This window comes from Thermoflexibacter ruber, assembly GCF_900113045.1.
In the GTDB taxonomy this organism is placed as follows: Bacteria; Bacteroidota; Bacteroidia; order Cytophagales; family Thermoflexibacteraceae; genus Thermoflexibacter; species Thermoflexibacter ruber.
This window is the reverse complement of record NZ_FONY01000023.1, coordinates 1-26,022: the sequence shown is the minus strand read 5'-3', so window position 1 is coordinate 26,022 and position 26,022 is coordinate 1. Positions and strand designations below refer to the sequence as shown.

The 26,022-nt window shown below is 37.2% G+C and carries 29 protein-coding genes; 11 read left to right on the top strand and 18 right to left on the bottom strand.

Features of this window, described 5'->3' with window-relative positions; translation table 11 throughout:
• Positions 1–74 precede the first annotated feature (74 nt).
• Positions 75–1,643 (bottom strand): DUF4139 domain-containing protein, encoded by a 1,569-nt coding sequence (locus tag BM141_RS13215; RefSeq protein WP_143090924.1) that lies wholly within the window; start codon positions 1,641–1,643, stop codon positions 75–77.
• A 201-nt stretch (positions 1,644–1,844) separates the two neighbouring features.
• Here BM141_RS13215 and BM141_RS13210 point away from each other — a divergent pair, with 201 nt between their 5' ends.
• Positions 1,845–2,273 (top strand): hypothetical protein, encoded by a 429-nt coding sequence (locus BM141_RS13210; protein WP_091546263.1) that lies wholly within the window; start codon positions 1,845–1,847, stop codon positions 2,271–2,273.
• Between the two features lie 184 nt (positions 2,274–2,457).
• Here the strand turns inward: BM141_RS13210 and rpmF are convergent, their stop codons facing one another.
• From rpmF to BM141_RS13190, 4 genes are all read right to left on the bottom strand, one after another.
• On the bottom strand, positions 2,458–2,661 hold the full coding sequence (gene rpmF, locus BM141_RS13205) for a 50S ribosomal protein L32 (RefSeq protein WP_091546260.1): 204 nt from the start codon (positions 2,659–2,661) through the stop codon (positions 2,458–2,460).
• 50 nt (positions 2,662–2,711) lie between these two features.
• Entirely contained in the window at positions 2,712–3,263 is a 552-nt protein-coding gene (locus BM141_RS13200; RefSeq protein WP_091546258.1) for a YceD family protein, read from the bottom strand.
• A gap of 68 nt (positions 3,264–3,331) precedes the next feature.
• Positions 3,332–4,411, bottom strand: a complete 1,080-nt coding sequence (locus BM141_RS13195; RefSeq protein ID WP_091546255.1) for a mannose-1-phosphate guanylyltransferase — start codon at positions 4,409–4,411, stop codon at positions 3,332–3,334.
• Between the two features lie 37 nt (positions 4,412–4,448).
• The gene (locus tag BM141_RS13190) at positions 4,449–4,763 is read right to left on the bottom strand and encodes a DciA family protein (RefSeq protein ID WP_091546251.1); all 315 of its coding nucleotides are present in this window, start codon (positions 4,761–4,763) and stop codon (positions 4,449–4,451) included.
• Between the two features lie 172 nt (positions 4,764–4,935).
• Here BM141_RS13190 and BM141_RS13185 point away from each other — a divergent pair, with 172 nt between their 5' ends.
• From BM141_RS13185 to msrB, 7 genes are all read left to right on the top strand, one after another.
• Complete coding sequence (locus BM141_RS13185) at positions 4,936–5,256, top strand: nucleotidyltransferase family protein (RefSeq protein ID WP_091546248.1); 321 nt, start codon at positions 4,936–4,938, stop codon at positions 5,254–5,256.
• Entirely contained in the window at positions 5,253–5,627 is a 375-nt protein-coding gene (locus BM141_RS13180; RefSeq protein WP_091546245.1) for a HEPN domain-containing protein, read from the top strand. Before BM141_RS13185 ends, BM141_RS13180 begins: the two co-directional genes overlap by 4 nt.
• A 26-nt stretch (positions 5,628–5,653) precedes the next feature.
• Entirely contained in the window at positions 5,654–9,202 is a 3,549-nt protein-coding gene (gene dnaE, locus BM141_RS13175) for a DNA polymerase III subunit alpha (protein ID WP_091546242.1), read from the top strand.
• 64 nt (positions 9,203–9,266) lie between these two features.
• Positions 9,267–10,280, top strand: a complete 1,014-nt coding sequence (gene gldB / locus BM141_RS13170; RefSeq protein ID WP_091546239.1) for a gliding motility lipoprotein GldB — start codon at positions 9,267–9,269, stop codon at positions 10,278–10,280.
• A 136-nt stretch (positions 10,281–10,416) separates the two neighbouring features.
• A complete protein-coding gene (locus tag BM141_RS13165; RefSeq protein ID WP_091546235.1) occupies positions 10,417–11,661 on the top strand; it encodes a CHASE2 domain-containing protein in 1,245 nt (414 codons plus the stop codon).
• A gap of 204 nt (positions 11,662–11,865) precedes the next feature.
• Positions 11,866–12,819, top strand: coding sequence for a hypothetical protein (locus BM141_RS13160; protein ID WP_143090923.1), 954 nt, complete (start codon positions 11,866–11,868; stop codon positions 12,817–12,819).
• Positions 12,820–13,011: 192 nt separating this feature from the next.
• Positions 13,012–13,581 (top strand): peptide-methionine (R)-S-oxide reductase MsrB, encoded by a 570-nt coding sequence (gene msrB / locus BM141_RS13155; RefSeq protein WP_245764057.1) that lies wholly within the window; start codon positions 13,012–13,014, stop codon positions 13,579–13,581.
• Positions 13,582–13,655: 74 nt separating this feature from the next.
• On the opposite strand, the gene BM141_RS13150 is transcribed toward msrB, so the two are convergent.
• From BM141_RS13150 to BM141_RS13130, 5 genes are all read right to left on the bottom strand, one after another.
• The gene (locus BM141_RS13150; RefSeq protein ID WP_091546229.1) at positions 13,656–14,636 is read right to left on the bottom strand and encodes a pyruvate dehydrogenase complex E1 component subunit beta; all 981 of its coding nucleotides are present in this window, start codon (positions 14,634–14,636) and stop codon (positions 13,656–13,658) included.
• Positions 14,637–14,738: 102 nt separating this feature from the next.
• Positions 14,739–15,440: a tRNA pseudouridine(55) synthase TruB gene (gene truB / locus BM141_RS13145; RefSeq protein WP_091546228.1), complete on the bottom strand. Its 702-nt coding sequence runs from the start codon at positions 15,438–15,440 to the stop codon at positions 14,739–14,741.
• Positions 15,441–15,611: 171 nt separating this feature from the next.
• A complete protein-coding gene (locus BM141_RS13140; protein ID WP_091546225.1) occupies positions 15,612–16,574 on the bottom strand; it encodes an SRPBCC domain-containing protein in 963 nt (320 codons plus the stop codon).
• Positions 16,575–16,585: 11 nt separating this feature from the next.
• Positions 16,586–16,996 (bottom strand): SRPBCC domain-containing protein, encoded by a 411-nt coding sequence (locus BM141_RS13135; protein WP_091546222.1) that lies wholly within the window; start codon positions 16,994–16,996, stop codon positions 16,586–16,588.
• Entirely contained in the window at positions 16,996–17,319 is a 324-nt protein-coding gene (locus tag BM141_RS13130) for an ArsR/SmtB family transcription factor (RefSeq protein ID WP_091546219.1), read from the bottom strand. The genes BM141_RS13135 and BM141_RS13130 overlap by 1 nt, the downstream gene beginning before the upstream one ends.
• Positions 17,320–17,997: 678 nt before the next feature.
• Between BM141_RS13130 and uvrA the strand changes: the two genes are divergently transcribed.
• From uvrA to BM141_RS13115, 3 genes are all read left to right on the top strand, one after another.
• Positions 17,998–20,910, top strand: a complete 2,913-nt coding sequence (gene uvrA, locus BM141_RS13125) for an excinuclease ABC subunit UvrA (RefSeq protein ID WP_091546216.1) — start codon at positions 17,998–18,000, stop codon at positions 20,908–20,910.
• A gap of 113 nt (positions 20,911–21,023) precedes the next feature.
• A complete protein-coding gene (locus tag BM141_RS13120; protein ID WP_394331681.1) occupies positions 21,024–21,824 on the top strand; it encodes a (Fe-S)-binding protein in 801 nt (266 codons plus the stop codon).
• A 97-nt stretch (positions 21,825–21,921) separates the two neighbouring features.
• Positions 21,922–22,422 carry a hypothetical protein gene (locus BM141_RS13115; RefSeq protein ID WP_091546211.1) on the top strand — a complete coding sequence of 167 codons (501 nt, stop codon included), beginning with the start codon at positions 21,922–21,924 and terminating at the stop codon, positions 22,420–22,422.
• A 7-nt stretch (positions 22,423–22,429) separates the two neighbouring features.
• On the opposite strand, the gene BM141_RS13110 is transcribed toward BM141_RS13115, so the two are convergent.
• The 8 genes from BM141_RS13110 to BM141_RS13080 form a co-directional block, all read right to left on the bottom strand.
• Positions 22,430–23,320, bottom strand: coding sequence for a glycosyltransferase family 2 protein (locus tag BM141_RS13110; protein ID WP_091546209.1), 891 nt, complete (start codon positions 23,318–23,320; stop codon positions 22,430–22,432).
• Between the two features lie 87 nt (positions 23,321–23,407).
• On the bottom strand, positions 23,408–23,548 hold the full coding sequence (locus tag BM141_RS22970; protein ID WP_177217377.1) for a hypothetical protein: 141 nt from the start codon (positions 23,546–23,548) through the stop codon (positions 23,408–23,410).
• A gap of 228 nt (positions 23,549–23,776) precedes the next feature.
• Positions 23,777–23,899 carry a hypothetical protein gene (locus tag BM141_RS23665; RefSeq protein WP_262509457.1) on the bottom strand — a complete coding sequence of 41 codons (123 nt, stop codon included), beginning with the start codon at positions 23,897–23,899 and terminating at the stop codon, positions 23,777–23,779.
• Positions 23,900–24,047: 148 nt separating this feature from the next.
• Positions 24,048–24,371, bottom strand: a complete 324-nt coding sequence (locus BM141_RS13100) for a type II toxin-antitoxin system PemK/MazF family toxin (protein ID WP_091546203.1) — start codon at positions 24,369–24,371, stop codon at positions 24,048–24,050.
• An 11-nt stretch (positions 24,372–24,382) separates the two neighbouring features.
• Positions 24,383–24,595 (bottom strand): hypothetical protein, encoded by a 213-nt coding sequence (locus tag BM141_RS13095; RefSeq protein WP_091546201.1) that lies wholly within the window; start codon positions 24,593–24,595, stop codon positions 24,383–24,385.
• A gap of 149 nt (positions 24,596–24,744) precedes the next feature.
• Positions 24,745–25,452 (bottom strand): hypothetical protein, encoded by a 708-nt coding sequence (locus BM141_RS13090; protein WP_091546198.1) that lies wholly within the window; start codon positions 25,450–25,452, stop codon positions 24,745–24,747.
• A gap of 11 nt (positions 25,453–25,463) precedes the next feature.
• The gene (locus BM141_RS13085; protein WP_091546195.1) at positions 25,464–25,709 is read right to left on the bottom strand and encodes a hypothetical protein; all 246 of its coding nucleotides are present in this window, start codon (positions 25,707–25,709) and stop codon (positions 25,464–25,466) included.
• On the bottom strand, positions 25,706–26,022 hold a 317-nt coding region (locus BM141_RS13080), incomplete at its 5' end, for a transposase (RefSeq protein WP_177217376.1). The genes BM141_RS13085 and BM141_RS13080, both read right to left, overlap by 4 nt.

Below are 26,022 nucleotides of genomic sequence, written 5' to 3'. Positions count from 1 at the left end.
TCCCATAATCTGAAAATAACAATATCTGATTGATTTTACTAAGACCAAAGTTACAAAACTTCATTAAAATTTAACTATTTCCTAACATAAAATTGATATTGATAGGTAATTGTTTCGCTTTTCCCTGCTTCTAATTTTATTTTCCACTCTGCACTTGACAAAGCATTGTAGTTATAGCTATTAGTGCTTACCAATTTCTGAATATTCCATGCAATATTGCATTTCAAACCCTCTCCTGTAAAACTACGATTGATTTTCAACTCAATAGCATTATTTCGGAAACTTTTAACTTCTATTTTTGCCTCTACGGTTACTAAATCATAAAAATAGCCATCTTTTTGTTTGATATTTACTTTTCTATCTACCTCTTTTTCGCTATCTTTTACGGATACATCAGAAACGACGGTAAGTGGAATCTTTACTTTCCCGCCAACGGGAGTATAGTTTAGCTTGTCTTGGCTGATAGGCTGGGCTACTCCATCAAGTAGTTTAGTGAGCAGTACTGTTCCCGTAGTCCACGGAAATTTGGACTCATTTTTTATCATAACGGCATGCTTTACCAAACTGATGTTTTCATAAGTGCTTTCGTTCGGATTGGTGTAGCTGCTTGTGTTGTTACTATTGAGATTTACTTCGTACAAATGCTCGTAAGTAGTGCTTTGCTGTAAAATATCTTGAAAGGTTCTACCTTGCTTTTTTAGCGTAACATTTTTTAGTTGATAAAAGAAAAAATCTTCTGATTGCTTACCTTCTGTTTCAATACTCGGTAAGTCTTCGTCTTCTCCTTCTACATCACTACTCATCACATTTGAAAAAGACTGCATACTTATATCGCCTCTGCTTACCGCTCCCGTTCTCCCCCCCCCACCATAGTATTGGTTACTGTAACGGTTTAGTTGATTGAGAAAAGTAACGACCCCTTCGGTAGAAACAAGGGGAGATGATAAGTAGCTATAAGCAAAATTAGGTACACCTACTACCAGATTTAGGTTGGCATTTTCCAAATCTTCTAAATCGTTCATCAAAGTAGCCCGAAGCGTAACTTTGGCTTGGGTTTCATTGAGCAGGTCTATATGATAGCTTGGCACCCAAGAAAGCCCCTTTGCCAAGTACATCATTTGCAGCGGTTGGGAAGTATTTTTTTTCGCAAATTCTAACTTTACTATCCTTTTATTTTCTTTTTGAGTTAAAAGCGTATTAGGTTTTTCAGAAAACTCTGCGGATTTACAGTTTTGGGCATCATTAGTATAATATTTTCCAGCATTTGTCCGAATCAACACGGCTGTTCCTGACACACTTTCCAATACGCCCTCTACACTTACATTATTATCAAAAACAAAAATAGCCTTTTTCCCCTGATTAGCTTTAAGCATATCGGCTACATTAGTAATGACAAGCGAAGTATTCAGTTCTTCTGTAAAACTGCTTACTTGCTTAATTGCGTTATTGTCCGCTAAGAACCACAGCGTTCCAAAAGTAGCTTGGGGTAGGGTTGGCAATATAGCAGTGCCGTTTTCTGCATTGATTTGCATTTTTTTGACCAAAAAAGCCGTTCCATTTTTGAAAACAGCAATATCGCTTTGTTGGGCTATCAGGCTGTTCATATAAAATAGAAATATTGTAAAAAGTCTTATGAACTTCATAAAAAATAGATTTAAATAAGATAAAGATAAACAACTTTTATCAAAAAGTAGCTAAGCAAAAGAGTTTTTAGTACATTGAGTTTAAAAAATTTAAAACAATCTTATAATTTGTTGATTTATTGTTTTAAGATTTGTAGTTTTAGCCCGTTATTGATGTAGATACAACAAATTTTGATTTTATCACCCAAAAAATGAAATAATATGCACGGTCAAAAATACGAATTTGATGCAGAAGAAAATAAGGTTATCCTAAAAGTAGCTACAAGAATGACTTGGGCAGGAGTAATCGCTATTGTATATGGTGTCATTAATTTACTGAGTTACCTTACCGCTTTTCTCTACCCCGATATGGAGGTGGATTGGTCTGACATGGTTTATGAATTGGCAGTTACTTCCATGTACGTCATTATTGGTTTGCTAACGCTCACTGTAGCGAAGTATTTTCGACTTATCCATGGTACCGATGGTGAAGATATCCAACATCTATTGGAGGCATTTTTATCGCTTGCTAAACTTAAAATGGTTCAAGTGATACTTTTTTCCTTAATTATCTTATACATTCTGATAGATAAAGTTCCATTCGTGATTAAAATGCTCTCTACCCCTATGCTTCCAGACCCTGGAATGTAAGGAGTATGAATGAATAATAAATATAAAATCCTGAACAGCTATCAAATCTTTGATAGCTGTTCAGGATTTTTTTATTGGAGCAGAAACCAGCATACATCAATCGAGATAGCCAAAAAAAAGAGGAATCATAAAGATTCCCCCTTTTTCAAAACTAAAAACAACTATGAAAACACCAAATTAAGTTCTATTCAGAATCTGTAGTAGTAGTTTCTTTTTCCATTACTACTTTTCCTTTGTAATACAACTTTCCTTCATGCCAATGCGCTCTATGATATAGATGTGCTTCACCTGTAGTAGGGCAAGTGGCAATAGTAGCAGGCGTACATTTATCATGTGTTCTGCGTTTATCTCTTCTCGTTTTCGAAATCTTACTCTTGGGATGTGCCATTGTTACAACAAATTAATATATGCTCAATAATTTTATTACCAACTAATTTTTTATTTGATTAACTTTTTTAAATCTTCCCATCTCGGGTCAATTCCTTGCGAACTTTCACTGTCATCTTCCTCAGAGGAAATTGTAGTAGATGAATATACTAAAATATCTTCATCTGCGTCCCCTTCTTGGCTTAAATCTTCTTCTATAAATCTTGGGTGTAACTTTTTTATTGGTACACATAAGCCGATAAACTCATAAATGTACTGCGCAAGATTAAGCGTAGTAAGTTCTCTCGGAATAATGATTATCTCATCAGAAAGTTCTTTTGCTTCATCTCCGTACTTAAAAATTATCTGTTCTGTACTCTTTATAGGATAATCAAACAATTCAAGGCTACGGTCACAAGTAAGCCGAATAGAACCGCTAATATCAAAATCACAAATCAGCATAGTTTCAGTCTTATTTAGCGCAATGCTTACCCCGCACTTACCTACTTCTACTAAACTATTTTCAAACAAAGCAAAGAAAGCATCATCTACAACATACTGATAATCATGCTGTTTGTTAGCTAAGCCAGCTAAATCTATATCAAATTCTTTGAACTTTCTCAAAGCACCCGAATTTTAAGACCGCAAAGTTAGGTATATTTTTTAAAAGAGCAAAATTAAAGGAGCATATTTTATGAAAATTGTGTTCCCTTTTGTTTGATAGCATCATCTAAAAATTGTTTTATCCTCTGCTCTTGGTCTTTCTGGCATATCAACAAAACATTTTGATACTCTGCTACTATGTAGTTGTCCAATCCTTGCACCACTACTAATCTATCCTCTGGAGTTTTGATAATAGATTTAGCAGTTTCATAAGTCATGATATTTCCACTTAACACGTTACCGTCTTTATTTTTTGGGGACTGCTCATAGAGAGACTTCCATGTACCAAGGTCAGACCAACCCAAATCACAAGGCACAACATACACGTTATCCGCTTTTTCCATGATACCATAGTCTATGGAAATATTATGGCATTGGGAGTAGGCTTTTTTGATGCTCTCCTCCTCTTTAAGAGAATAAAAATCTTCTTTCAACTCATTAAAAATACCGTGTATGTCAGGTAGGTATCGCCTAAATGCTTTTGTAATCGTATTGACATTAAAAATAAAAATTCCTGCGTTCCATACATAATCTCCACTTTCCAAGAACTCTAAAGCTAATTCTAAATTAGGTTTCTCTGTAAAGGTTTTTACCTTTTTCACCTTAGAAAGAGACTCCATATCAGCCACTTTGATGTATCCGTAACCTGTGTCAGGACGTGTGGGTTGTATGCCTAAGGTCAGTAATACATCTTCTGTAGCCGCAGCATTGATTGCAGTCAGCAAAGCCTCTGTAAAAGCATCTAACTTATGAATAATCTGGTCAGCAGGTGCTACTACGATATTGGCATTGGGATTCCTTTTCTGAATCTTATACGAAGCGTAAGCGACACATGGGGCAGTATTACGCATGGTAGGTTCCAAAAGAATCTGCTCGTCTGCTAATTGAGGTAATTGTTTTTTTACCAAGCCGTAATAGTCGGCATTGGTAACAATGTAAATATTTTCATCAGGACAGATATTTTTAAATCTTTCTATGGTGATTTGAATAAGACTTTGACCAATGCCTAACATATCTTGGAATTGCTTGGGATTGGTAACTCGGCTGTAGGGCCAGAAACGCGTACCTACTCCGCCTGCCATGATAACTACATAGTTATTTGAATTCATCTGTTTTCAAATTTTTGTGGATTTAGTTAGTATAATTTTATAAAAAAATAACTTCTTCTACTAAGTTTCCCCCGGCGTTTTGATTTAATATTTTAATGATTTGATTCTTGGACATCAATAGTTCATTTTTGAGGGGCGCAGAAGAAATCTCTACAAATAAAGTCTTGTTTTTAATAAAAATTCGTTGAGTATAGCGGGCAATAGGTGCCCCCATTAACTCTGTCCAAGAAACTACAATGCCTGCCTCTTGGTAACGGTCTTTGAGCCTGTATGCCTTCAAATATGCATCTATAGCCTCCCCCAAAGAGGAAACCTCTGACTGACGCATATTTTCATGGTAAATTGATTTCACTGAGTTTTATTTAGAAAATAGTAACAAAAACTGTCCAAAAATATAGCGCATGAAGTAATAAATACGAAGTTACAAAAAATCAACTAATTTGCAAAGTAGCCTTTTTTTTCTTCTCCAATTTTTTCCCTAAATTTACATGATTATTAAGTGAATGTAATAGAATATTTTGAGTATGAATAAGATAGAGTGTATTAAAAGAGATTTTAAGCAAGCGATAAATAAACTCTACGGTGATAGACTTTCACAAATAATTCTTTATGGCTCTTATGCCAGAGGAGATAATAATCAAAACTCTGATATAGATTTTTTAGTAGTACTTAATGAGGAAGAGATAGCATTAGGAAAAGAACTTTATTTTATGAATTCTGCTATTTTTCGTCTTACTTTACATTATGGGATAATGATTTCGCACTATCCAACGACCAGAAAAAAGTTGGAAAACTCTCAAAGTATGTTTTATAGTCAAATTAGAAAAGAAGGTAAAGTAATATGAATGAGGAAATAACTAAAATTATACACAGAGCAGAAGATTGTCTTTTTGATGCACAACTGAACCATCAGTTTCAAAGATATATCGCTTGTATTAATCGTTCTTATTACTGTATTTTTGACTGTTTACAAGCTCTACTTTATGTCAAAGGTATTTTTGTAAAAACACACCAAGGTACTCACATTAAATTTCACGAACTCTACCTGAAGACAAGAATTTTACCAGAAGATTTAGGCGCAAAACTTGACTTTGTATTTGACTTGCGGCAAGCAGAAGATTATGATTATGACGCAACTCTTACACAAGAAGATGCAGAAAAGGCACTAGAAATTGCCAAATCGTTTTTAGAAACTACTAAAAAAATACTGTCATAAATCCAAGCACTTAACTATAAAACACAATGCCACAATTTACTCACTTACACTGTCATACTCAATTTTCCCTTTTGGACGGGGCGGCAAGCATTTCTGGTATGATGAAAAAGGCAGTTGCCGATGGCATGAAAGCAGTCGCACTGACCGACCACGGCAATATGTTTGGTGCATTTAAGTTTGTCAATGAAGCAGATAAACACGGGCTAAAACCTATTATCGGCTGTGAGTTTTACTTAGTTGAAAACAGACACCACAAAACTTTTGGGAAAGGAAGTAAAGATATACGTTATCATCAGTTGTTATTAGCAAAAAATCCAAATGGATATAAAAACTTGTCCAAATTGTGTTCTTTGGGCTTTATTGAGGGGTATTATAGCAAGTATCCACGCATAGATAAGGAGCTGATTCTCAAATACCATGAGGATTTAATTGCTACCTCCTGTTGCATAGGAGCGGAGATTCCTCAAACTATTCTGCACAAAGGCGAAGAGGAAGCAGAAAAACTATTGCAGTGGTGGATTGATATTTTTGGAGAAGACTATTACATTGAATTACAGCGACATCACTTAGAAAATATAGATGGCACAGGCATTAGCCAAGAAGATGTAAACCAAGTTTTGCTCAAATGGGCTAAAAAGTACAACCTCAAAGTGATAGCAACCAATGACTCGCACTACATAGACGAAAAGGATTGGGACGCCCACGACACCATGCTTTGCATCAACACAGGAGAGAAAAAAGCTACACCCAAAGGGGACGGAAAGGGTTTTCGCTTTGGTTTTCCCAACAGTGAGTTCTATTTTAAGACCCAAGCACAGATGAACGAACTATTTAGAGATGTACCTCAGGCGATAGACTACACCAACGAAATTTTAGATAAAGTAGAAAAAATCAAGCTCAAACGAGATATTCTCTTGCCTGCCTTCCCACTTCCACCAGAGTTCCAAGACCAAAATGATTATCTTAGACACTTGGCGTTCAAAGGGGCGCAAAAACATTATGGCACAATTACCGCTGAGATAGAAGCACGCATTAACTATGAGTTAGAAATTATAGCAAAAATGGGGTTTCCGGGGTACTTTTTGATTGTACAGGACTTCATTAGAGCCGCAAGAGATATAGGCGTGGCGGTAGGTCCTGGTCGCGGGTCAGCGGCAGGCTCCGTAGTTGCCTACTGCACAGGCATTACCAACATAGACCCGATTCAATACAACCTACTTTTTGAACGCTTTTTAAATCCAGAAAGGGTGAGTATGCCCGATATTGATATAGACTTTGATGACGAAGGACGTAGCAGAGTGATTGATTATGTAGTAGAAAAATACGGGAAAAACCAAGTCGCACAAATCATTACTTACGGCACTATGGCGGCAAAAATGTCCGTCAAAGATGTTTCTCGCGTCATGGACTTGCCCTTAGACGAGTCCAATGCAATTGCTAAAATGATTCCTGAAAAACCAGGGACGACCTTAGCCATGGCTTTTGAGGAAAATCCAGAATTGGACAACCTACGTAAAGGGAACGATTTGAAAGCCAAGATTTTACAAGCAGCACAAGTCATTGAGGGTTCGGTCAGAAATACAGGGATTCACGCCGCAGGGGTCATCATCGCACCAGATGATATTACCAACTATATCCCTGTTTGCTTAGCAAAAGACAAAGGGGGAGAGAAAAAAAATGAGGAAAATGATGAAGAAGGTGGAGGTGAGGCTTTGGACTTGTGGGTTACGCAGTTTGACGGCAAGGTGATAGAAGATGCAGGAATGTTGAAAATGGACTTTTTGGGGCTTAAAACCTTGACTATCATAAAAGATGCGCTTGCCCTCATCAAGAAAAACAAAGGCATAGACATTGACATAGACAAAATTCCTTTTGATGATAAAAAAACTTATGAACTTTACCAAAGAGGCGAAACGGTGGGGACTTTCCAGTTTGAGTCCGAAGGTATGCGTATGTATTTGAAGGAGTTAAAACCGACCAATATAGAGGACTTGATTGCTATGAACGCCTTATACCGTCCAGGACCTATGCAGTTCATTCCCAACTATATAGAAAGGAAACACGGCAGAGAGAAAACCGAATTCCCACACCCGCTCTTAGAACCAATTTTGGGTTATACCTTTGGTATCATGGTTTATCAAGAGCAAATCATGCAGACCGCACAGGTCTTGGCAGGTTACTCTTTGGGCGGTGCGGACTTGTTGCGTAGGGCAATGGGGAAAAAGGACAAGGAGAAGATGGCAAAGGAAAAAGACAAGTTCATTGCGGGTGCAAAGCAACTACACAATATTCCAGAGGACAAGGCGGCCGAGATTTTTGCTATCATGGAAAAGTTTGCGGAGTACGGCTTTAACCGTTCTCACTCAGCCGCTTACTCCGTCTTAGCTTATCAAACAGGCTATCTTAAAGCCAACTATCCTGCCGAGTACATGGCTTCGGTGATGACGCACTCCATAGGACAAATTGAAAAAATAGCCTTTTTTGTGGAGGAGTGTAAACGCATGAATTTGAAGGTATTAGGTCCAGATGTGAATGAAAGTGCGAGAACTTTTGACGTAAACAAAAAAGGACAAATTCGCTTTGGCTTGGGGGCAGTAAAGGGAACAGGTGATGCGGCAGTCGCTAACATTATAGAAGAAAGAGAAAAAAATGGATTTTTCAAAGATATTTGGGATTTTGCTAAAAGGGTAAACTTGCGAACAGTAAACAAAAAAACCTTTGAATCCTTAGCCCAAGCAGGCGCCTTTGATAGTTTCAATGAAATACACAGGGCGCAGTTTTTCTTTACACCTCCCAATGAACAAACCTCTGGCATAGAGAAAATTCTCAAATATGGTGCAAACGAACAAGCCAATAAGAACCATTCAGGGGCTTCTCTCTTTGGTGCAAGCGGTGGCAACGGCATTAGCAATCCTAAACTTCCTGATTGTGAGAAATATTCAGAGTTAGAGCAACTAAAATTAGAAAAAGAGGTGCTGGGTTTTTATCTTTCAGGGCACCCTCTCGACCAATATAAAATTGCGATGGATAAAAATAAAGTCATCAGTTTGGCAAATATTGAACTTTTCAAAGGCAAGGAAGTATTGGTGGGTGGTATTATTAGCCAAGTAGATTTGCGAACCGACAAAAATGGTAGAAACTTCGCCTTTGTAAACATTGAGGACTACGAAAAAGCCAGCCGAGTTACCTTTTTCAACAACGTTTATGAAAGAGTGAAAGACCAACTCAAAGCAGGTGCTTTTGTAGTGATTAAAGGTAAAGTCAGGGAACGCTACAACCAACCCGGAACTTGGGATTTTGACCCAATGGAAGTAAAGCCTCTTTCCGAGCTTAAAGCAGGCAATGTAAGCGTGGAAGTAAGCATAGATGTTCAACTTCTTCAACGCCAAGACTTCTTAGATAGACTCATGGAAGTTTTACAGAAAAATAAAGGCAGTAATGAGTTGCGAGTAAAGCTCTTTGACCGTAAAGAAGGACTTTCTGTCCCTACTGCCGCCCACCAGTTCAAAATCAACCCTTCTACAAATTTAATCAAGGAATTGGAGGAGATAGAGGTAGAATGTAAGTTTGGGTAACTTTTAGCAAAAAAAGCTATTAATCAGTAATAATGTTAAATTTACTAATGTCTGTTTTTTTACTATGAGTAAAGCATATTTGTATAAAGCAAGTGCCTTCGTTTTTCTGCTTATAAGTTTACTATCCTGCTCCTCCGACGAGCAGTTGGAAAAACTACCAGATTTATCAAAAGTCAAGTTATCTTTGAAAATCAATCGCTTAGACAGGGAAATAAGTAATTTTAAAGACCCTGCAGAAGCATTTAATTTTATCAAGAAGTATTCGGACTTTGCTACAGCCTATCTTCCTTTCCCTGATAGCGTTCAAGCAGAGGAGATTTACAGGCTTTCTCAAAGCCCGTACATAGACACGCTTTCCCAAGAAGTAGAAGCTTATTTCGGAGAAATGGAAGACATCAGAAATGATTTGGAAACAGCCTTTAGAGTAGTGAAATATTACTATCCCGACTTTCACATACCGACTATTTATACCATCATCACAGGCTTTAGCAATGATTTGTATGTAGATAGTAGCATGGTCGTTATTGGCTTGGATTACTTTTTGGGAAAGCATACTCGCTATACTATTAGGAATCATCGCGGGGAGCGACTTCCTCAGTATATGACTGACCGTTACCAAAAAGAATACATCGTCCCTGCCGTCATGCTTCTTGTTTCCCAACAGTTCAATGAAAGAGACCCTATGGACAAGACTTTGTTGGCTGAGATGATTGCTTGGGGAAAGACCTATGAGTTTGCCAAAATGACTGCCCCCCATGTAGCTGACTCTTTGATTATCAGCTACTCCAGTGAAGGAATAGCCAAATGTTTTGCTAATCAAGATATTTTATGGGCGCATTTTGTAGAAAAAAACTTATTTTTTGAAAAAAGCTATGCTATGCTTAATAGGTATATCGGAGAAAGACCTTTTACCAGCGAAATCGGTGATGACTGTCCCGGTCGTATAGGACGCTGGGTGGGTTGGCAAATCGTAAGGAGTTATCTCAAAAATAACCCTGAAGTAACGCTTACCCGACTAATGTCAGAGCCAAAAGCACAACTTATTTTTGAAAAATCTAAGTATAGACCTATGCAATGAAAATTTTTTTAAAGTTTTTCCTTACAATCGCAATATTTTAGCATCATTTTGCTAATTTTAGATTTTCAAATAAAAGTATCCTTCCCCCTTTATTTAATCTTGGTAAAAAATAAGTTAAGTAAATAGCAGAGAATTAATGAAGAAAATTTTTTTAAATTGGAATGGCATTGGCGGAACTGCTTTTGTGTTTTTAATTATGTGGGCATTGGGGCAGATAGCCTTCAATCTAAGTTTTTTAGATGTATTTGGAGAAGTCATAGATGATTACAATACCACAGATATAGCTTTTTCCCAATTCAAAGTCCCTAATGCAAGCTCTGATACCAATATAGTAGTTGTAAATATTGGAAGATTAGGGCGAGCAGAAATAGCTCAACAAGTAAATATACTAAACCATTTTGAACCTGCCGTGATAGGCATAGACGTAGAGTTTTCAGAGGAGAAAGATGCTTTTGAGGATTCTCTTTTGGCTGATGCTTTTGCCAAAACCAAAAACCTAATCCTTTGGAGCAAAGTAATCAATGGGCAACCAGACCCCGAAGATGAGGAGAAAATCATTTGGGATTCTTTACTACTTACTATTCCCCGCTTTGCCAATGTAGCCGAGCATGGCTATACCAATGCCCTAACCGAAGGAGAAAGCAAATTCGAAACTTGGAGAGAAACTTCTTCTATCGAGCATCTTTCCAACGGACAAGTAGAATACAGTTTTGCTACCAAAATCACTCAAAAATTTGACTCTTTGGCAGCACAGACCTTTATTAACAGGAATAAGGACTACCCTATAGAAATCATTAACTTTCGTGGGAACTTAGACAAATTCACTAAATTAGATGTGAGCGACGTGCTTGATACCAATTTTGTTGCTGAAACTATCAAAGGTAAAATCGTACTTATGGGATACTTAGGCGATGAGTACACAGGAAGTACATGGGACGATGATAAGTACTACTCTCCACTAAACGAAAAGCCGGTGGGCAGAGTCCCCCCTGATATGTATGGGGTGGTGGTTCACGCCAATATTATTTCCATGATTTTGAATAAAGAATACATAGATACCATTCCTAATTGGCTCACTTGGCTCTTAGCTGTTATTTTTTGCTATCTCAATGTAGCTGTATTTGCATGGCTCACTGAGCATAAGTTTTGGGGACCTTGGTATGGAGTGGTGTCCAAATTCATTCAAGTCATAGAACTGATTTTACTTGTTTATGTAATGCTATACTTTTTTATCAATCAAAATATCAAATTAGACCTAACACTTACTTTTATTGTGATTCTTTTGGCAGGTGAATTGATTGAGATTTATCAAGTAATGGTACAAAATTTGTCCAAGTATTTGACAGGAAAGCCCAAAATGCTAAAAGGGCATGAGATTTAAGCTAATACAAATTTTAGCACATAAACAGGATAGAATTGGAATATTTAAAGAAGTTGTAAGGATGAAGCATCTTTTGGAATTTAATATGCAAAAAAATAGTTTTATAAAGAAAACCTGTTGCATCGTTTCACCGTTTATTGCTAATAAATCTTAAAAACAGAAATTAAAGAAACTAAAATACATTTTATTTAATTCCCTACGAACATGAAGATTAAATTTTTTGCTTATTGTGCAATGTTTTTTTTGATAGTTGGAAGTGTATCTGCACAAGATTATGCTTTTAAGGTATTAGGTAGCAGAGGTCATAACGTTATCGCTGGTGGGGCATCTATCAAAGTAGGTGCTAAATTGACAGCAAATCAAACCATCGAGGTGGGTGAGGGTTCTTATCTTGGCTTGGCACACAGTTCTGGAAAAACCATAGAACTAACCAAAAAAGGTACTTACAAAGTACAAGACCTTACCGCACAGATAAATTCCTCTGGAAGTTTTGCAAGTCAGTATGGCAAATTTGTTATTGACGAATTGACAGAAGCTGGAAGTGATGGTATAGCTGCCAAAAATCGTTTTCAGCACATGAACAAAACAGGTTCGGTAAAACGAGATGTCGGTAGTGTAGTTCCTATGCTGGAAGCAAAGCAAAAAATCTTTGGAAATACCTTGACCCTAAGATGGTACATCAAGGAAGGCGGTATTCCTAAAGAAGCAATAGACAGATACAAAGTACAACTTTTCAACCTAAGTGATGACTTGCTGTTTGCTCAAGAGGTGAAAGAGGATTTTGCTGTGATTGATTTGAGCAAGGATAAACTTTCTACTGAGAACATTATCATTTGCAAAGTAACTCCTTTGGACAAGAATGGTCAAGAATTAGAAAAAACTCACACCATAGATGGAGTTGCTTTGACAAGATTGGACAATGCTGAAAGCAAGCAGATAAGTATAGAGCTTGGAACAATTAGCAAAGAGGCTCAAGGAGCTTTGGGCAAGTTGATAGAGGCAAGATTCTTTGAGGACAAAGAACTATATGCCGATGCTATTCATGCTTACGAAGAAGCTATCAAACTCTCTGGGGGTACTGAGCAGTTCAAGAAAATCTACCAATTTTTCTTAGAACGCAATGGTTTCACCTTAGAAAGTGCCTCAGAAAAGAACTAATAAATCGTAAGTTACTCATTACCCAAAAAAGCGAATCATTAGGTTCGCTTTTTTGTTTTTATGCCAAATCTTTAAACTTCTTACTTACAAATACTGTTAAAATGTCAGCTACTTTACTATAGTCGGTATGGCTTTGCACGTAAATTGAAAGAAATAGCATAAATTATTGACTAAATAAATATCCCAAAATCTATGAAAAATTCATTGATAAAAATTTATTTCCTTGCCACACTACTTTTTAGCATTAGTAGTTGTAGCCATGCCCAAAATCAAAGTAATACTCAAAATTCTAAAAATACTATGGACGAAAGCAAATGGATTATCAAAGACAAAACCTTAGACAATAGCAAAATAAATCCTAACGATAAGGTAACAAAGACGGAAGAGGAATGGAAGAAGATACTCACACCTGAGCAGTTTCAGATTCTAAGAAAGAAGGGAACGGAGTATGCTTTTACCGGAAAGTTTTATAAACACAAAGAAAAAGGCATTTATATTTGTGCGGGTTGTGGCAATGAATTATTTACTTCGGAGCAGAAATATGATTCTGGTTGTGGGTGGCCCAGCTTTTACGATGCTGTTGCTGCGGGTAAGATTAAAACAGCCTTAGACACCAGCCATGGCATGATTCGTACAGAGATTATGTGCGCTCGTTGTGATGGGCATTTGGGACACGTATTTGAGGACGGTCCTAATCCAACAGGTTTGCGTTATTGCGTCAATTCTCTTTCTATAGATTTCAAAAAGAAAGAGGAAAAATAAAAAGCCATTTTCATAAGAAATAAAAGGGTTAGCTTTGATACGAGCTAACCCTTTTTCATTTGTATAGTTTTTATCTATTTTCTATAAAGTACTCTATGAATCGCATCTACCGTTCTCTTAACGTTTGGAAGTACTGCCTCTATCAAAGTAGGCGCATAAGGCAGTGGTACGTCCATAGAATTGACTCTAAATATAGGTGCATCTAAGTAATCAAAAGCATGACGTTGGATATTGAACGCAATATCTGTAGCAATAGAAGAAAGCGGCCAAGCCTCCTCCACAATTACTAAGCGATTGGTTTTTTGTACTGATTTAATCACCGTAGCATAGTCTATAGGTCTAACACTGCGTAAGTCAATTACTTCTGCGGAAATACCTTCTTTGGCAACCTCGCTTGCGGCTTGCAGGGCTACTTTCATCATTTTTCCAAAAGATACCACAGTTACATCATTACCTTCTTTTTTAATGTCAGCTACTCCAATAGGTATAAGGTATTCGCCTTCAGGAACCAGACCTTTATCACCATACATTACTTCTGATTCCATAAAAATGACAGGGTCATCATCGCGGATAGCCGTTTTTAGTAAGCCTTTGGCATCATACGGATTAGAGGGAACTACTACCTTTAATCCAGCCGTGTTGGCGTACCAATTTTCAAAGTTTTGAGAGTGCTGTGCCGCCAGCTGTCCGGCATTGCCTGTAGGTCCTCTAAAAACAATCGGCACTCCATATTGCCCGCCGGACATAGAGAGCATCTTTGCTGCTGAGTTGATGACTTGGTCGATAGCAACCAAAGAAAAATTGAAAGTCATAAACTCTATGATAGGTCGCAAACCATTCATCGCCGCTCCAATTCCAATTCCTGCAAAGCCCAGCTCTGCAATAGGTGTATCTATTACTCTATTTGCCCCAAACTCATCTAACATTCCCTGACTTACTTTGTATGCACCATTGTACTCAGCTACTTCCTCTCCCATCAAAAATACATTGGGGTCGCGCCTCATTTCTTCTGACATAGCTTCTCTTAGTGCTTCTCTAAATTGTATTTCTCTCATGTTATACCAAGATTTTTATTGAAGGATTTGATTGACTTATTACCGTCTTTCACATCGTAAAAATAATAACAACATTCACCAAAAAAATAAAAAACATGAAAATTATTTTTGTTGTGTATTTGCTATTTGCTTATTTTCTTTGATTTTTTCAATCAAATCTGTAATCTGCCAAGCATTTTCTACCGAAAAATCACCAATTTTAGTACGCCTAAGTGCAGATAGGCAAGCGCCTACGCCTAACTTTTCCCCTACATCTCTTGCCAAAGAGCGTATGTAAGTCCCCTTAGAGCATACTACCCTGAAGCTAATCTCAGGCAGGCTCATGTCAGTAATCTCAAAAGCATGAATTTCTATTTCTCTTGGCTTAATCTCTATGTCTATTTCCTTGCCTTTACGAGCTTTTTTATACAATCTTTTGCCGTCTATTTTAATCGCAGAAAACACAGGAGGCACTTGCAACTGTCTGCCCGTGAATGATTTTACTACTTCTAAAATATCCTCTTTGGTCAGGTGGCTAATGTCATGCTCGCTATCAAAAGGCATTTCTAAGTCTAAGGTAGGAGTAGTTTTCCCCAATAAAATCCTACCTGTATATTCTTTGGTAAGTCCCTGATAATGTTCTATCTGCTTGGTTTTTTTCCCTGTACAGATGATAAGCAAGCCCGTAGCCAAAGGGTCAAGTGTACCCGCATGACCTACTTTGATGGCTTTGTGCTGGTTGCGAATTTTTTTTACTACATCAAAAGATGTCCATTTGAGCGGTTTATCTACGAGTAGTACTTCACCTTCTATAAAGTCAAACATAGCGTTTTGTATATGTAATTTTAGGCAAAGGTAGTAGAAAGAAAAATAATGATTTTGATTTAGCTACTTATAAAATGCCCTGTAATGATACGCTTAACGAGCAATCAATCATTTATCCTAATTTTCATAGAGTTAATTCAACAAAAATAGTTATATATTCGCATTCATTACTCATTTATTTTGAAAGTTTATCATCCAATTCACTCCAAACCTGTCTTGAAAACTACCGTAGTAAGCCCCCCAAAACATATCTTGGATGGGCATTTCTACTTTACCTCCTTCCGATAGTTCGTCAAAAAGTCTTTTCGCTTCTTCTCTGCTTTCGGGTTCAATTTGTATGTGCATATTGTTGCCTTTTGTTACCGTGAAGCCCATTTCTTTGGGTGCATCTGTTCCCATTAGAATATGTCCGTCCATAATCGGTAGCTCTATGTGTAACACCATTTTCTTGACTTCTTCTGCTATGGGTGGGTGGTTAGGGTCTGCCGGCAACTCACCAAAACGCTGAATACCGTTGATGAATTCTGACCTAAAAACTTTTTTATAGAAGTTGAATGCCTCTTCCGTATTGCCCGGAAAATTGAGATAAGTGGATACTCGTGCCATGTTACTGATTTTATTTTGTTTACGAAGTTTGAATTGAGTTTCTATGTATAGGTCAAGGTTCTCAAGCCCTGCGGTAAACCCTTCTTTAAAGCCCATTTGAATAATGGTTTCAAGGTCAGTTAGGCTATTGAAGGTTAAAAGAATATTCACTTGCGTCTGCTCGCCTTTGTCAATAAAATTATTTTCCCATTTGTTGCGGGGTAGCGTGTTATTTGGCTTACCTGCTTCATCAGCAAAGCCATCTATGGCTGCAAAATATTTTTGATGATTAATTGCTAAATAGTCTGCCCTTGACCAATGCTTTTCATTTTCAGGACTAACCATAGCGTAATGCCAATAACCACCTTCTCTGAAATCCATATACTTAGTTTCGGCTCGCCAAGGTTTTGGTGCCCACCATTGGTCTAAAATATCGGCTTTTGTCCATGCATCCCACACTAAATCAAGGGGCGCATTGAAAGAGCGTTCTACCTTTATTTGATTGTTGTCTTTATCAACCATGAAATTGAATAAAATGGCTTTGTGCATAAAAATGGGGTTTAATTAGTTTCGGTATAGTTTTTAAAATTATTAAGTATGGCTTGCCAACCGGCTTTTTGAATGTCTATTGGGTGTTCGCTTTCAGGCTCAAATGTTACTGTAATTTCAGTCTGATTGTCCATTTTATTTATTTGAACTGTTGCTTTGCGTCCACCAAACTCATAAGTAAATGATTGCCAGACAATTACTTCGGTATAGATAGCTATAAAGTCAAAACCAAAGCTGCCGTCTTTGGCTTCCATTCGTGCAAAATACTGTCCGCCTTTTCTTAGCTCATTTTGAGCTTTGGGACAGTGCCACGTTGGGTCTGCAAAGTTCCAATTAACAATGTGCTTGGGGTTGGTATAATACTCCCAAACTTTGTTGGAGTCTGCATTAATGGTTGCAGTTACCGTAATCGGATTGTTCATTATTTACTATTTTTAAGTTGTTCTAATACATCATCTAATTGGTTAAAGCGCTTAGAAAGTAGTTGTTTGAACTGCTCTAACCACTTTTCTATTTCGTTCATTTTTTTTGCATTTAAATGGTAATGAATTTCTCTACCCTGCTGTTCAGGTATTACAATTTCACACTCTGCAAGTATTTGCAAGTGTTTGGATACTGCTTGCCTGCTACTGTTAAAATGTTCTGCAACAGCATTAGGTGTCATTGCCCCTACGGTTAATAGCATAATGATAGCCCGTCTGGTAGGGTCGGCAATGGCTTGAAAAACGTCTCGTCTTGTTTTCATTTTGTTTTATACTACTATTTGATTGCAAATATAAATGCAATTATTTGATTGCACAAATTTTTTCAAAAATTTTATTTAGTTATACAGTGAGAGAGGATTTGTAATTATCAGAATAGGAGTAGAAGTCCCTCAACGTTAGAGCATTATCGTAGTCTTTATAATGACCTCAACGGAAAAATGTTTGTAAAAGAAGGGATTAGATAGTACTCTCTACCCTGACCCTGTTGCTTTTCAGTGTCAGCATCAGTTGAAAAATATATAAAGCGGCACTTATATCCTTTGATTTGAGTTTGAGGCATTCACACGATTTGATTTATTTTTTAGCGGTTTTTAGAGAATTTATTTTTCAAATAATCCTGCTTGAATCTATTTTTCAATTCTTAATTCACTCCTTACAATCGCTACGGCGAACCGTTTTATTTATTTTTTCTTTAAAACTCATGTTTTTTCCTTATTTTTGCTAAAAACCATATCAATCACTTCCTTGTTTATATTTTTTATCACTAAGCCACAGAGCTACTAAGATTTGTATTTTAAAATTTCTCTGTGCCTTCGTGGTAAGATAATTTTTATAGATTTTTGCTCTGCACGTGAAAATACGTACAGAGGTACTATATTCCTTCTTTTACGTGTTTTCACTTAAAAGACTAATCTACTCTACTTAATCAAAAAATCACCATGTCAGCAAAAAAGAAACAATTATCAATTAACAATAATCAAACAACAATTAATTCAAAGAATAATTCAACTATCCAACCATCTAACCCCTCGCCAGAGGAATTTATAGAAATCTTTGGAGCAAGGGAAAACAATCTCAAAAATATAGATGTCTTTATACCCCGCAATAAGTTAGTGGTTATCACGGGGATAAGTGGGAGTGGGAAGTCTTCTCTGGCTTTTGACACTATCTATGCCGAAGGGCAAAGGCGGTACATGGAGAGTTTCTCTTCTTATGCGCGTGGCTTTATTGGCGACATGGAACGCCCTGATGTGGACAAAATCAATGGACTCAGCCCTGTGATTTCCATTGAGCAAAAAACCACTTCTAAAAATCCACGCAGTACAGTTGGCACAGTTACAGAGATTTATGATTTCATGCGACTGCTTTTTTCTCGTGCTGGCGAGGCTTTTTCTTACATTACAGGTGAAAAGATGGTAAAATGGTCAGAAGACCAGATTATTGATTACATTATTGAAACTTTTAAGGGACAGAAATTGGTCTTGCTTGCTCCCGTAGTACAAGGTCGCAAGGGACACTACCGAGAACTGTTCGTAGAAATTAGCAAAAAAGGCTATACCAAAGTGCGTGTGGACGGTGAAGTGCAGGACATCAAGCCCAAGATGCAACTTGACCGCTACGTAATCCATGATATTGAGATTGTGGTAGATAGGGTTGTCCCCAAAGAAACAGAACGCACCAGAGTTGCCAATTCGGTTCGCACAGCCTTAAAAGAAGGCAACGGAATTATGCTTACCTTAGACGAAAACGGAAAAACTCGCTTTTTTTCTAAATTTTTGATGTGTCCTACTTCGGGCATTGCCTACAACGAACCAGCTCCTAACTTGTTCTCTTTCAACTCTCCTTATGGAGCTTGCGAAACGTGCAACGGCTTGGGTTATATAGAAGAAATCACCAAAGAATCCGTCATTCCTGACGACAGTTTAAGTATTTCGCAAGGGGGAATTGCACCCATTGGAGAGTATCGGGAAATATGGATTTTCAAGCAATTAGAATCGCTTTTGAAACAACACAAACTGAGTTTGACCACGCCAATTAAAAAAATTCCTGCAGAAATTATCCATGAAATTTTGTATGGTTCTGATTTAGAAGTCAATGTGCCTTCGGTGAAATACCCTGGAACAGAGTGGACTACCAAGTTTAACGGGGTAATTAATTTCGTAAAAGACCAATATCAATACGGTACTGACAAAATGGTAGAATGGGCAAATGAGTTCATGGTTGCGCAAACTTGCCCTACTTGCAACGGCATGAGGCTAAAAAAAGAAGCTTTGCACTTCAAAATAGTAGGAAAAAATATTTCAGAGTTGGCACAAATGGACATCAACCAGTTGGCAGATTGGTTCAGGAATGCAGAACCCCAATTTTCTGAAAAGCAGAAAGCAATCGCAAGCGAAGTGATGAAGGAAATTAACAAAAGAGTGGGCTTTTTGTTAGGCGTGGGGTTGGATTACTTGACATTAGACCGCCAAATGAAAACACTTTCGGGAGGAGAAGCGCAAAGAATTAGGTTGGCTACACAAATAGGTACGCAATTAGTTGGCGTTTTGTATATTTTAGACGAACCAAGCATAGGGCTTCACCAAAGAGATAACGAAAAGCTAATCAAAGCATTGCAAGATTTGAGAGATTTGGGAAACTCGGTAATTGTGGTGGAACACGATAAAGATATGATGTTGGCTTCGGACTACATTTTGGACATTGGGGCAGGAGCAGGCGTACATGGAGGGCGAGTAGTCGCAGAGGGAAGTCCCCCAGTTTTTTTGACCAAACACTCTCAAACAGCTAATTATCTGAATGGAACACAAAAAATAGCCATTCCCAAAGAAAGACGCAAGGGCAATGGGAAGTTTATTGTACTAAAAAATGCCACAGGACATAATCTCAAAAACGTAACTTTAAAACTTCCTTTGGGCAAGATGATTTGCATTACAGGCGTATCGGGAAGCGGAAAATCCTCTCTAATTCACGAAACCTTGTATCCAATTTTGAATAAACACTTTTTTAGGGCAAAAAAAGACCCACTTCCCTTTGAAAACATAGAGGGACTGGAGCACTTGGACAAGGTGATAGAAATAGACCAATCGCCCATAGGGAGAACACCACGCTCCAATCCTGCGACCTATACCGAGATGTTTACCGACATCAGAAATCTTTTTGCTGAACTACCCGAATCAAAGATAAGAGGCTACAAATCAGGTCGTTTCTCTTTCAATGTGAAAGGTGGCAGATGCGAAACTTGCGAAGGTGCAGGCAAAAAAACCATAGAAATGGAGTTCCTACCCGATGTACTCGTGGACTGCGAAAACTGCAAGGGCAAACGCTACAACAGAGAAACCTTAGAGGTGCGCTTCAAAGGCAAATCCATCTCTGATGTACTCGACATGACAGTAGAAAATGCCTTAGAATTTTTTGAGGCAATGCCCAAAATTTACCGCAAGTTAAAGACACTCAATGACGTAGGTTTGGGTTACATCACGCTTGGGCAACACGCCACTACGCTCTCAGGCGGAGAAGCCCAGCGAGTAAAACTCGCCACAGAACTCTCCAAAAAAGACACAGGAAAAACGCTTTACATCTTGGACGAGCCAACCACAGGCTTGCACTTCCAAGACATAGAACACCTTTTGGACGTACTTAACAAGCTGACAGACAAGGGTAATACGGTTCTCATCATAGAGCATAACTTGGACATCATCAAGGTTGCAGACCATATTATAGACATGGGTCCTGAGGGCGGAGAGGGTGGTGGTACGATTGTCTGCGAAGGCACTCCCGAGGAGGTAGCTAAGCACAAAAATAGCCACACTGCGCTGTTTTTACGGGAGGAGATGAAAAACGAAAGAATTTAATAAGAAAAATAACGATTATAAGAAACACTTTTCCTCAAAACTTTTCTATTCCAAAGAATTTTGATTTAATTTAGAGCCAACAAACAAGGCATAAAAAGATTGCAACAAAAAATATGATGACCGAAAATAAGATACAAATACCTACTATGGCTGAGCTTGCCTCACAAGGAAAAACTCCAGAAATTCTTTTTTGGGTAGGTTGTGCAGGTGCTTTTGATGACCGCTACAAGCGCGTAACTTGGTCTATGATAAAGATTTTGAATCAGGTGGGTATTAGCTTTGCGGTGCTTGGTACAGAGGAGATTTGCACAGGCGACCCTGCTAAGCGTGCTGGAAATGAGTTTCTCTTTGAAATGCAGGCAATTAGTAATATCCAAGTGCTTAACGGATACGGAGTAAAAAAGATAGTTACAGCTTGCCCTCATTGCTTTAATACGCTAAAAAATGAATATCCCTCTTTAGGAGGTACTTACGAGGTGGTACATCACTCCGTTTTTTTACAAGAACTCATAGACAAGGGAAAAATCAAGCTCAAAGAAGGAGGAGATTTTAAAGGCAAACGCATCACCTACCACGATTCCTGCTATCTGGGCAGAGCCAACGATATTTACGAAGCCCCAAGGAAGCTCTTAGAAAGCCTTGATGCTGACTTGGTAGAGATGAAAAGAAGCAAAAAGAACGGACTTTGCTGTGGAGCAGGCGGAGCGCAGATGTTCAAGGAAGCCGAGAAAGGCAAAAAAGAAATCAATCACGAGCGCATAGAAGATGCTATAGCAACCAAGGCAGATACGATAGCAGTAGCTTGTCCTTTTTGCATGACCATGATGATAGACGGTGTAAAACGCAAAGAAAAAGAAGCAGAAATAAAAGTTTACGATTTATCTGAACTTATCGCCTCTGCACAGGGTTTATAAAGGTAGATAAGGTTTAATAGGTTTATGAGATATGTCTGAAAGCACCTGCTTGAGGGCATATCTTTTCTGTTAGAAAGATAGAAAACTCATTATCAATATGTTTATACCATTTGAGCAATTACCAGTACATAGCCGTATTTGGATTTACCAATCGGATAGACTCTTAGAGGCTTCAGAAATAGAAACTATAGATTTTGCACTTCGTTACTTCACTCAAAACTGGGAAGCCCATCAACACCCGCTCCAAGCTTCGTATCAAATTCTTTATCACCGATTTATCATATTGGCTGTCAATCAAGACCACTATGAGCCAAGTGGCTGCTCCATAGATAAGTCTGTAGCTGTTATTAGACATATAGAGCAAGAGTTTGGTTTGAAACTGTTTGATAGACTTACCATTGCTTATTGGGAAAATGGACAAATTAAGACTCTAAAAAGTAAGGAATTAAAGGAAAAAATTGACAGAGGAGAGTTTTTGTCTGAAACTTTGGTATTCAATAATACTGTTCAGAGTAAAAAAGACTTAGATACGCATTGGCAAGTACCTGCCTACCAAACTTGGTTAGCCAAATATTTTAAGCATGAAGTAAACGCCTGAGGGTATTTCATCTTTTCCGTACCTTGTTTATCAGTTTTTTGCCTATCAGTATTTTGATAAACAGTAAGATAGTGCTTGTTTGTATGCCTAAATTTTTAATCGTTTTAAACCAAAAAATGAGGGCTTGTTTTCTTTTGCCCTCTATATAACTGTGGGTAGCACAAAAATAATAGGAATAGCCTGTAAGTTCTTTTGCTTCTTGTGGCAAAAACGATATTTTTTCCTTAATAAATTGCATTGCTTTTAGTCGTCCTTCTATAGCTTTTTGGTTGTTTGCCATAGAGCGAGTATTATGATTAACAATCGTTATTCCCACTTTATCAATCAAATAGATTTTATTTTCTCTTAGATTTAGCATGTTAAAAATCCAATCCTCACACATATTGAACTCAGGAGGGAATGGACAGAAATTAGGAATTTGCCGTTTTACACATACCATCGTCCCCAAAATACTCCCCTTGAGCAAAAGGCGATAATCATAAAAGCCTTCTGCTAAGTCCTTGATTTCGTTCATAGCAACTTCGCCATCAGTAGCTATCTGGTATTTGGTAGCAAAGAAATTACATTCAGGATACTTTTCTATAGCTTCATACAGAGTAGTTAAATAATGGGGGAGAAGCAAGTCATCTGAATCAAAAAAAACAACGTATTCTCCTTTTGCTAAATGGAAGCCAGTATTTCGAGCAATAGACCTCTCCTCGTTTTTCTTTCTGATGTAATAAATTTTCTCATGATGTCCAAATACAGTTTCTATGACTTCTTCGGTGTCATCTGTACTACCATCGTCTATGATTAAAATTTCAAAGTCGGGGAAGTCTTGGGCAAGGACGGACTGGATAGTAGGCACGATGAGATGCGCTCGGTTATAAGTAGGAATAACAATAGAGAAAAATGGCATAAGCGATTCATCAATGTTTTAGCAAAAATACAAAATATTTGCCTAAAATTATGTTTAAATTTCTAATGAATTAAGTAATAAAGCAAATTAAAACAGCCTTTTGCCCCTATCTAAATCTTTCCCCAAAAGAGGAGAGACTTCTTGATAATCAAAGACTTTACTCTCTTCCCATATTGTAGTTAATCTCATCAGGGTTTTGGTTTTATTAGCTCGATATTCTATTTTCATATAATAAAGTTTTTCTAAAGTTTTCGCCTTTGTTAGCATTGCATGCTGCGTTCAATATCAACAAAGGCGAAAATAAAAATCTGAAATGAAAAGGCATGGTTATAAACCCAAAATAAAGTCGGATTACAAAGAGTTGATAAAGGACATCCGCATTGCAAATTCGGACTAACAGGAGGTTTCGATAATATTATAAAAAAACTTCATACATAAGTAAAGGCTTGTTTCTGATTAGATGAATGAGGGTAAATTGAAATCATAGTGGTGTAGCCCAAGTTCGGTCTGCTTTTCTTTTCCATTGAACTGCCATTTATTCTCCTTACTCGCCGTCTGCACATAATCCAAGCCCTTCATGCCCAAGCCGAAAGACTAAATTAGGAATCTGGAATGAAAAGGTAAGATTTATTTACTTAGCTATAAAATATTGGTTATCAACAAATAATAGCTTACTTCTTATCTTTATATACTTATACGCCAATAATGAGCAAGTAAGGAATAAATCTTACAAATCGCCAAAAATTTCATTGAGTTTTGACGCTACCTTTGATAAGTCATTGGACGATAGATACCCCAATCGTCTGTCTATTAAGACTTTTTCAAGAGTAGCAAGTTTATGCAAACGAACATACGAAGGAACTAATAAACCCGCTTGTTGCCATTCGTTAATCTCTACATCAAAATTTGTATTAGTATATTGACTGGTAACTCTTGCCAAGAGTACATCATCATCTCCTGCATCTAAAAGCACAAGTGCGGGTCGCTTTTTGTTTCCTTCATTATTAGAGTAAGGGAAAGCTATCAATACCATATCTCCAAAGCGATACATAAGAGGCAGATTTATAGTTTATCATACATAGCATCTTCTGCGGCATAGCCTTCTAAAAATTGTTGTGCTGTTAGTTTATCCCAGTCTTCTGCTTCTTTTTCAGGCTCATCTATCAGTATGATAATTCTTACCTTGGACTGCTTGGAAAGCAGATTCCAGTAATTTTGAGGAATTTCTATTTGACGAGTGGTATCAATTACTGTTGAGAATTCTAATGCTTTCATAGTCTATCTAATTTTGTCAAAGTTACAGATTTTAAGGCTAAACCTATATTTATTTTTGACTTTTTTAAGTCTTGCCGAAGTGCTGAAGGTTGAGAAAACGGAAGTGAAAATTGCTCAAATCTATCGCAAACGGTAATTTAAACATACTCTTACCAATCTTTGCCTTTTACAATTTCTTCCTCAATAGGAATTTTCATTGGTAATTTTGCTTCTTTTGCGCCTCTCAATAGAATAATGTTATCTTTTACCTCTATCTTTTTATACATCTCCAAGAAAAATTCAACCCCATGTACAGTAGTCATCAAATGTTTTTCAAAAATAATAATACCATTTTTTTCCAAAGTAAATTGTGAGTACATTTCTTCTTTGGTAAAACGTATCCAAACACAGGCTTTCAAAGGAACATCATAAAGCATTATATCTACTTCGAGTACCCTAAAATCAAGGTTTAGATTAGTTTCAAGCCCTTTTTGGTATGCGTACTTGCTTGCCTCTGCCAAGTACGGATTCTTGATAACAATAGCAGCCTCTTGCAAAATCTCATACCCTCTTTTCCAAAGAAAATGCTCTTTTTCTTCCTCTGTTAAGGCATAGAACATCTCAAAATCCAAAACAGCATTATGAGTCAAATTTTGCCCACCAAAATGGGTATAATGTTTTAGTAAGCCATCATATATTTTATATGATAATTCTGAATAGAAATTAATATTAATAAAAATAATTTTTTTACCAATATAGACTTCATTCATCAATCTATTGAGCAAAGTGCCTAAACCAAAATATTTATCAGCTAATTTATGAAGCTTCTCATCTCCATCTTTGAACCAAAATAAGGTTCTTCCTATATTTTTTTTCATTGAAGTGATTTTTAAGGTTTTGGAATTCTTTTCCCCGTGTTTAAATCATGAGGAAAAGGAACTTTCATTCCATCTAATCTCCACTGCCCTGTGGAGGTATAATGCAAACTTCTTAGGTATTTTTCCATCAAATGGGCTTGGTTTTTAGGCATAATATAAGAGAATTTTGCTTTCCCAAAGTTAGCTCCCATTTCGTCTATTGCTTCATTCATCCTTTTAAAATTAGCATCTGTTACTCCAAATTTATATATACTCAATAAAAATTGGTTTTGGTTTTAGGGATATGAAAATTCCAAGAAATTAAGGTTTCTAATTCCTGCTTATATTGGGCAATATGGGTAAAAAACTCACAGACCTTTTCCTTGAAATCTTGAAACTTCCTATAAAAACAAGTATCAATGACCTTTTTACGCATAAATTTCCATAATCTTTCAATTAGATTAAGATTAGGCAAGTAAGCAGGCAAGAAAAGCTGTTTTATCCTGCTACTTGCCAATTTTTCTTGTAAGTGCTTATTTTTGTAATATCGTGCATTATCACAAATCACATAAATCTTTTCCTTGTCAGGGT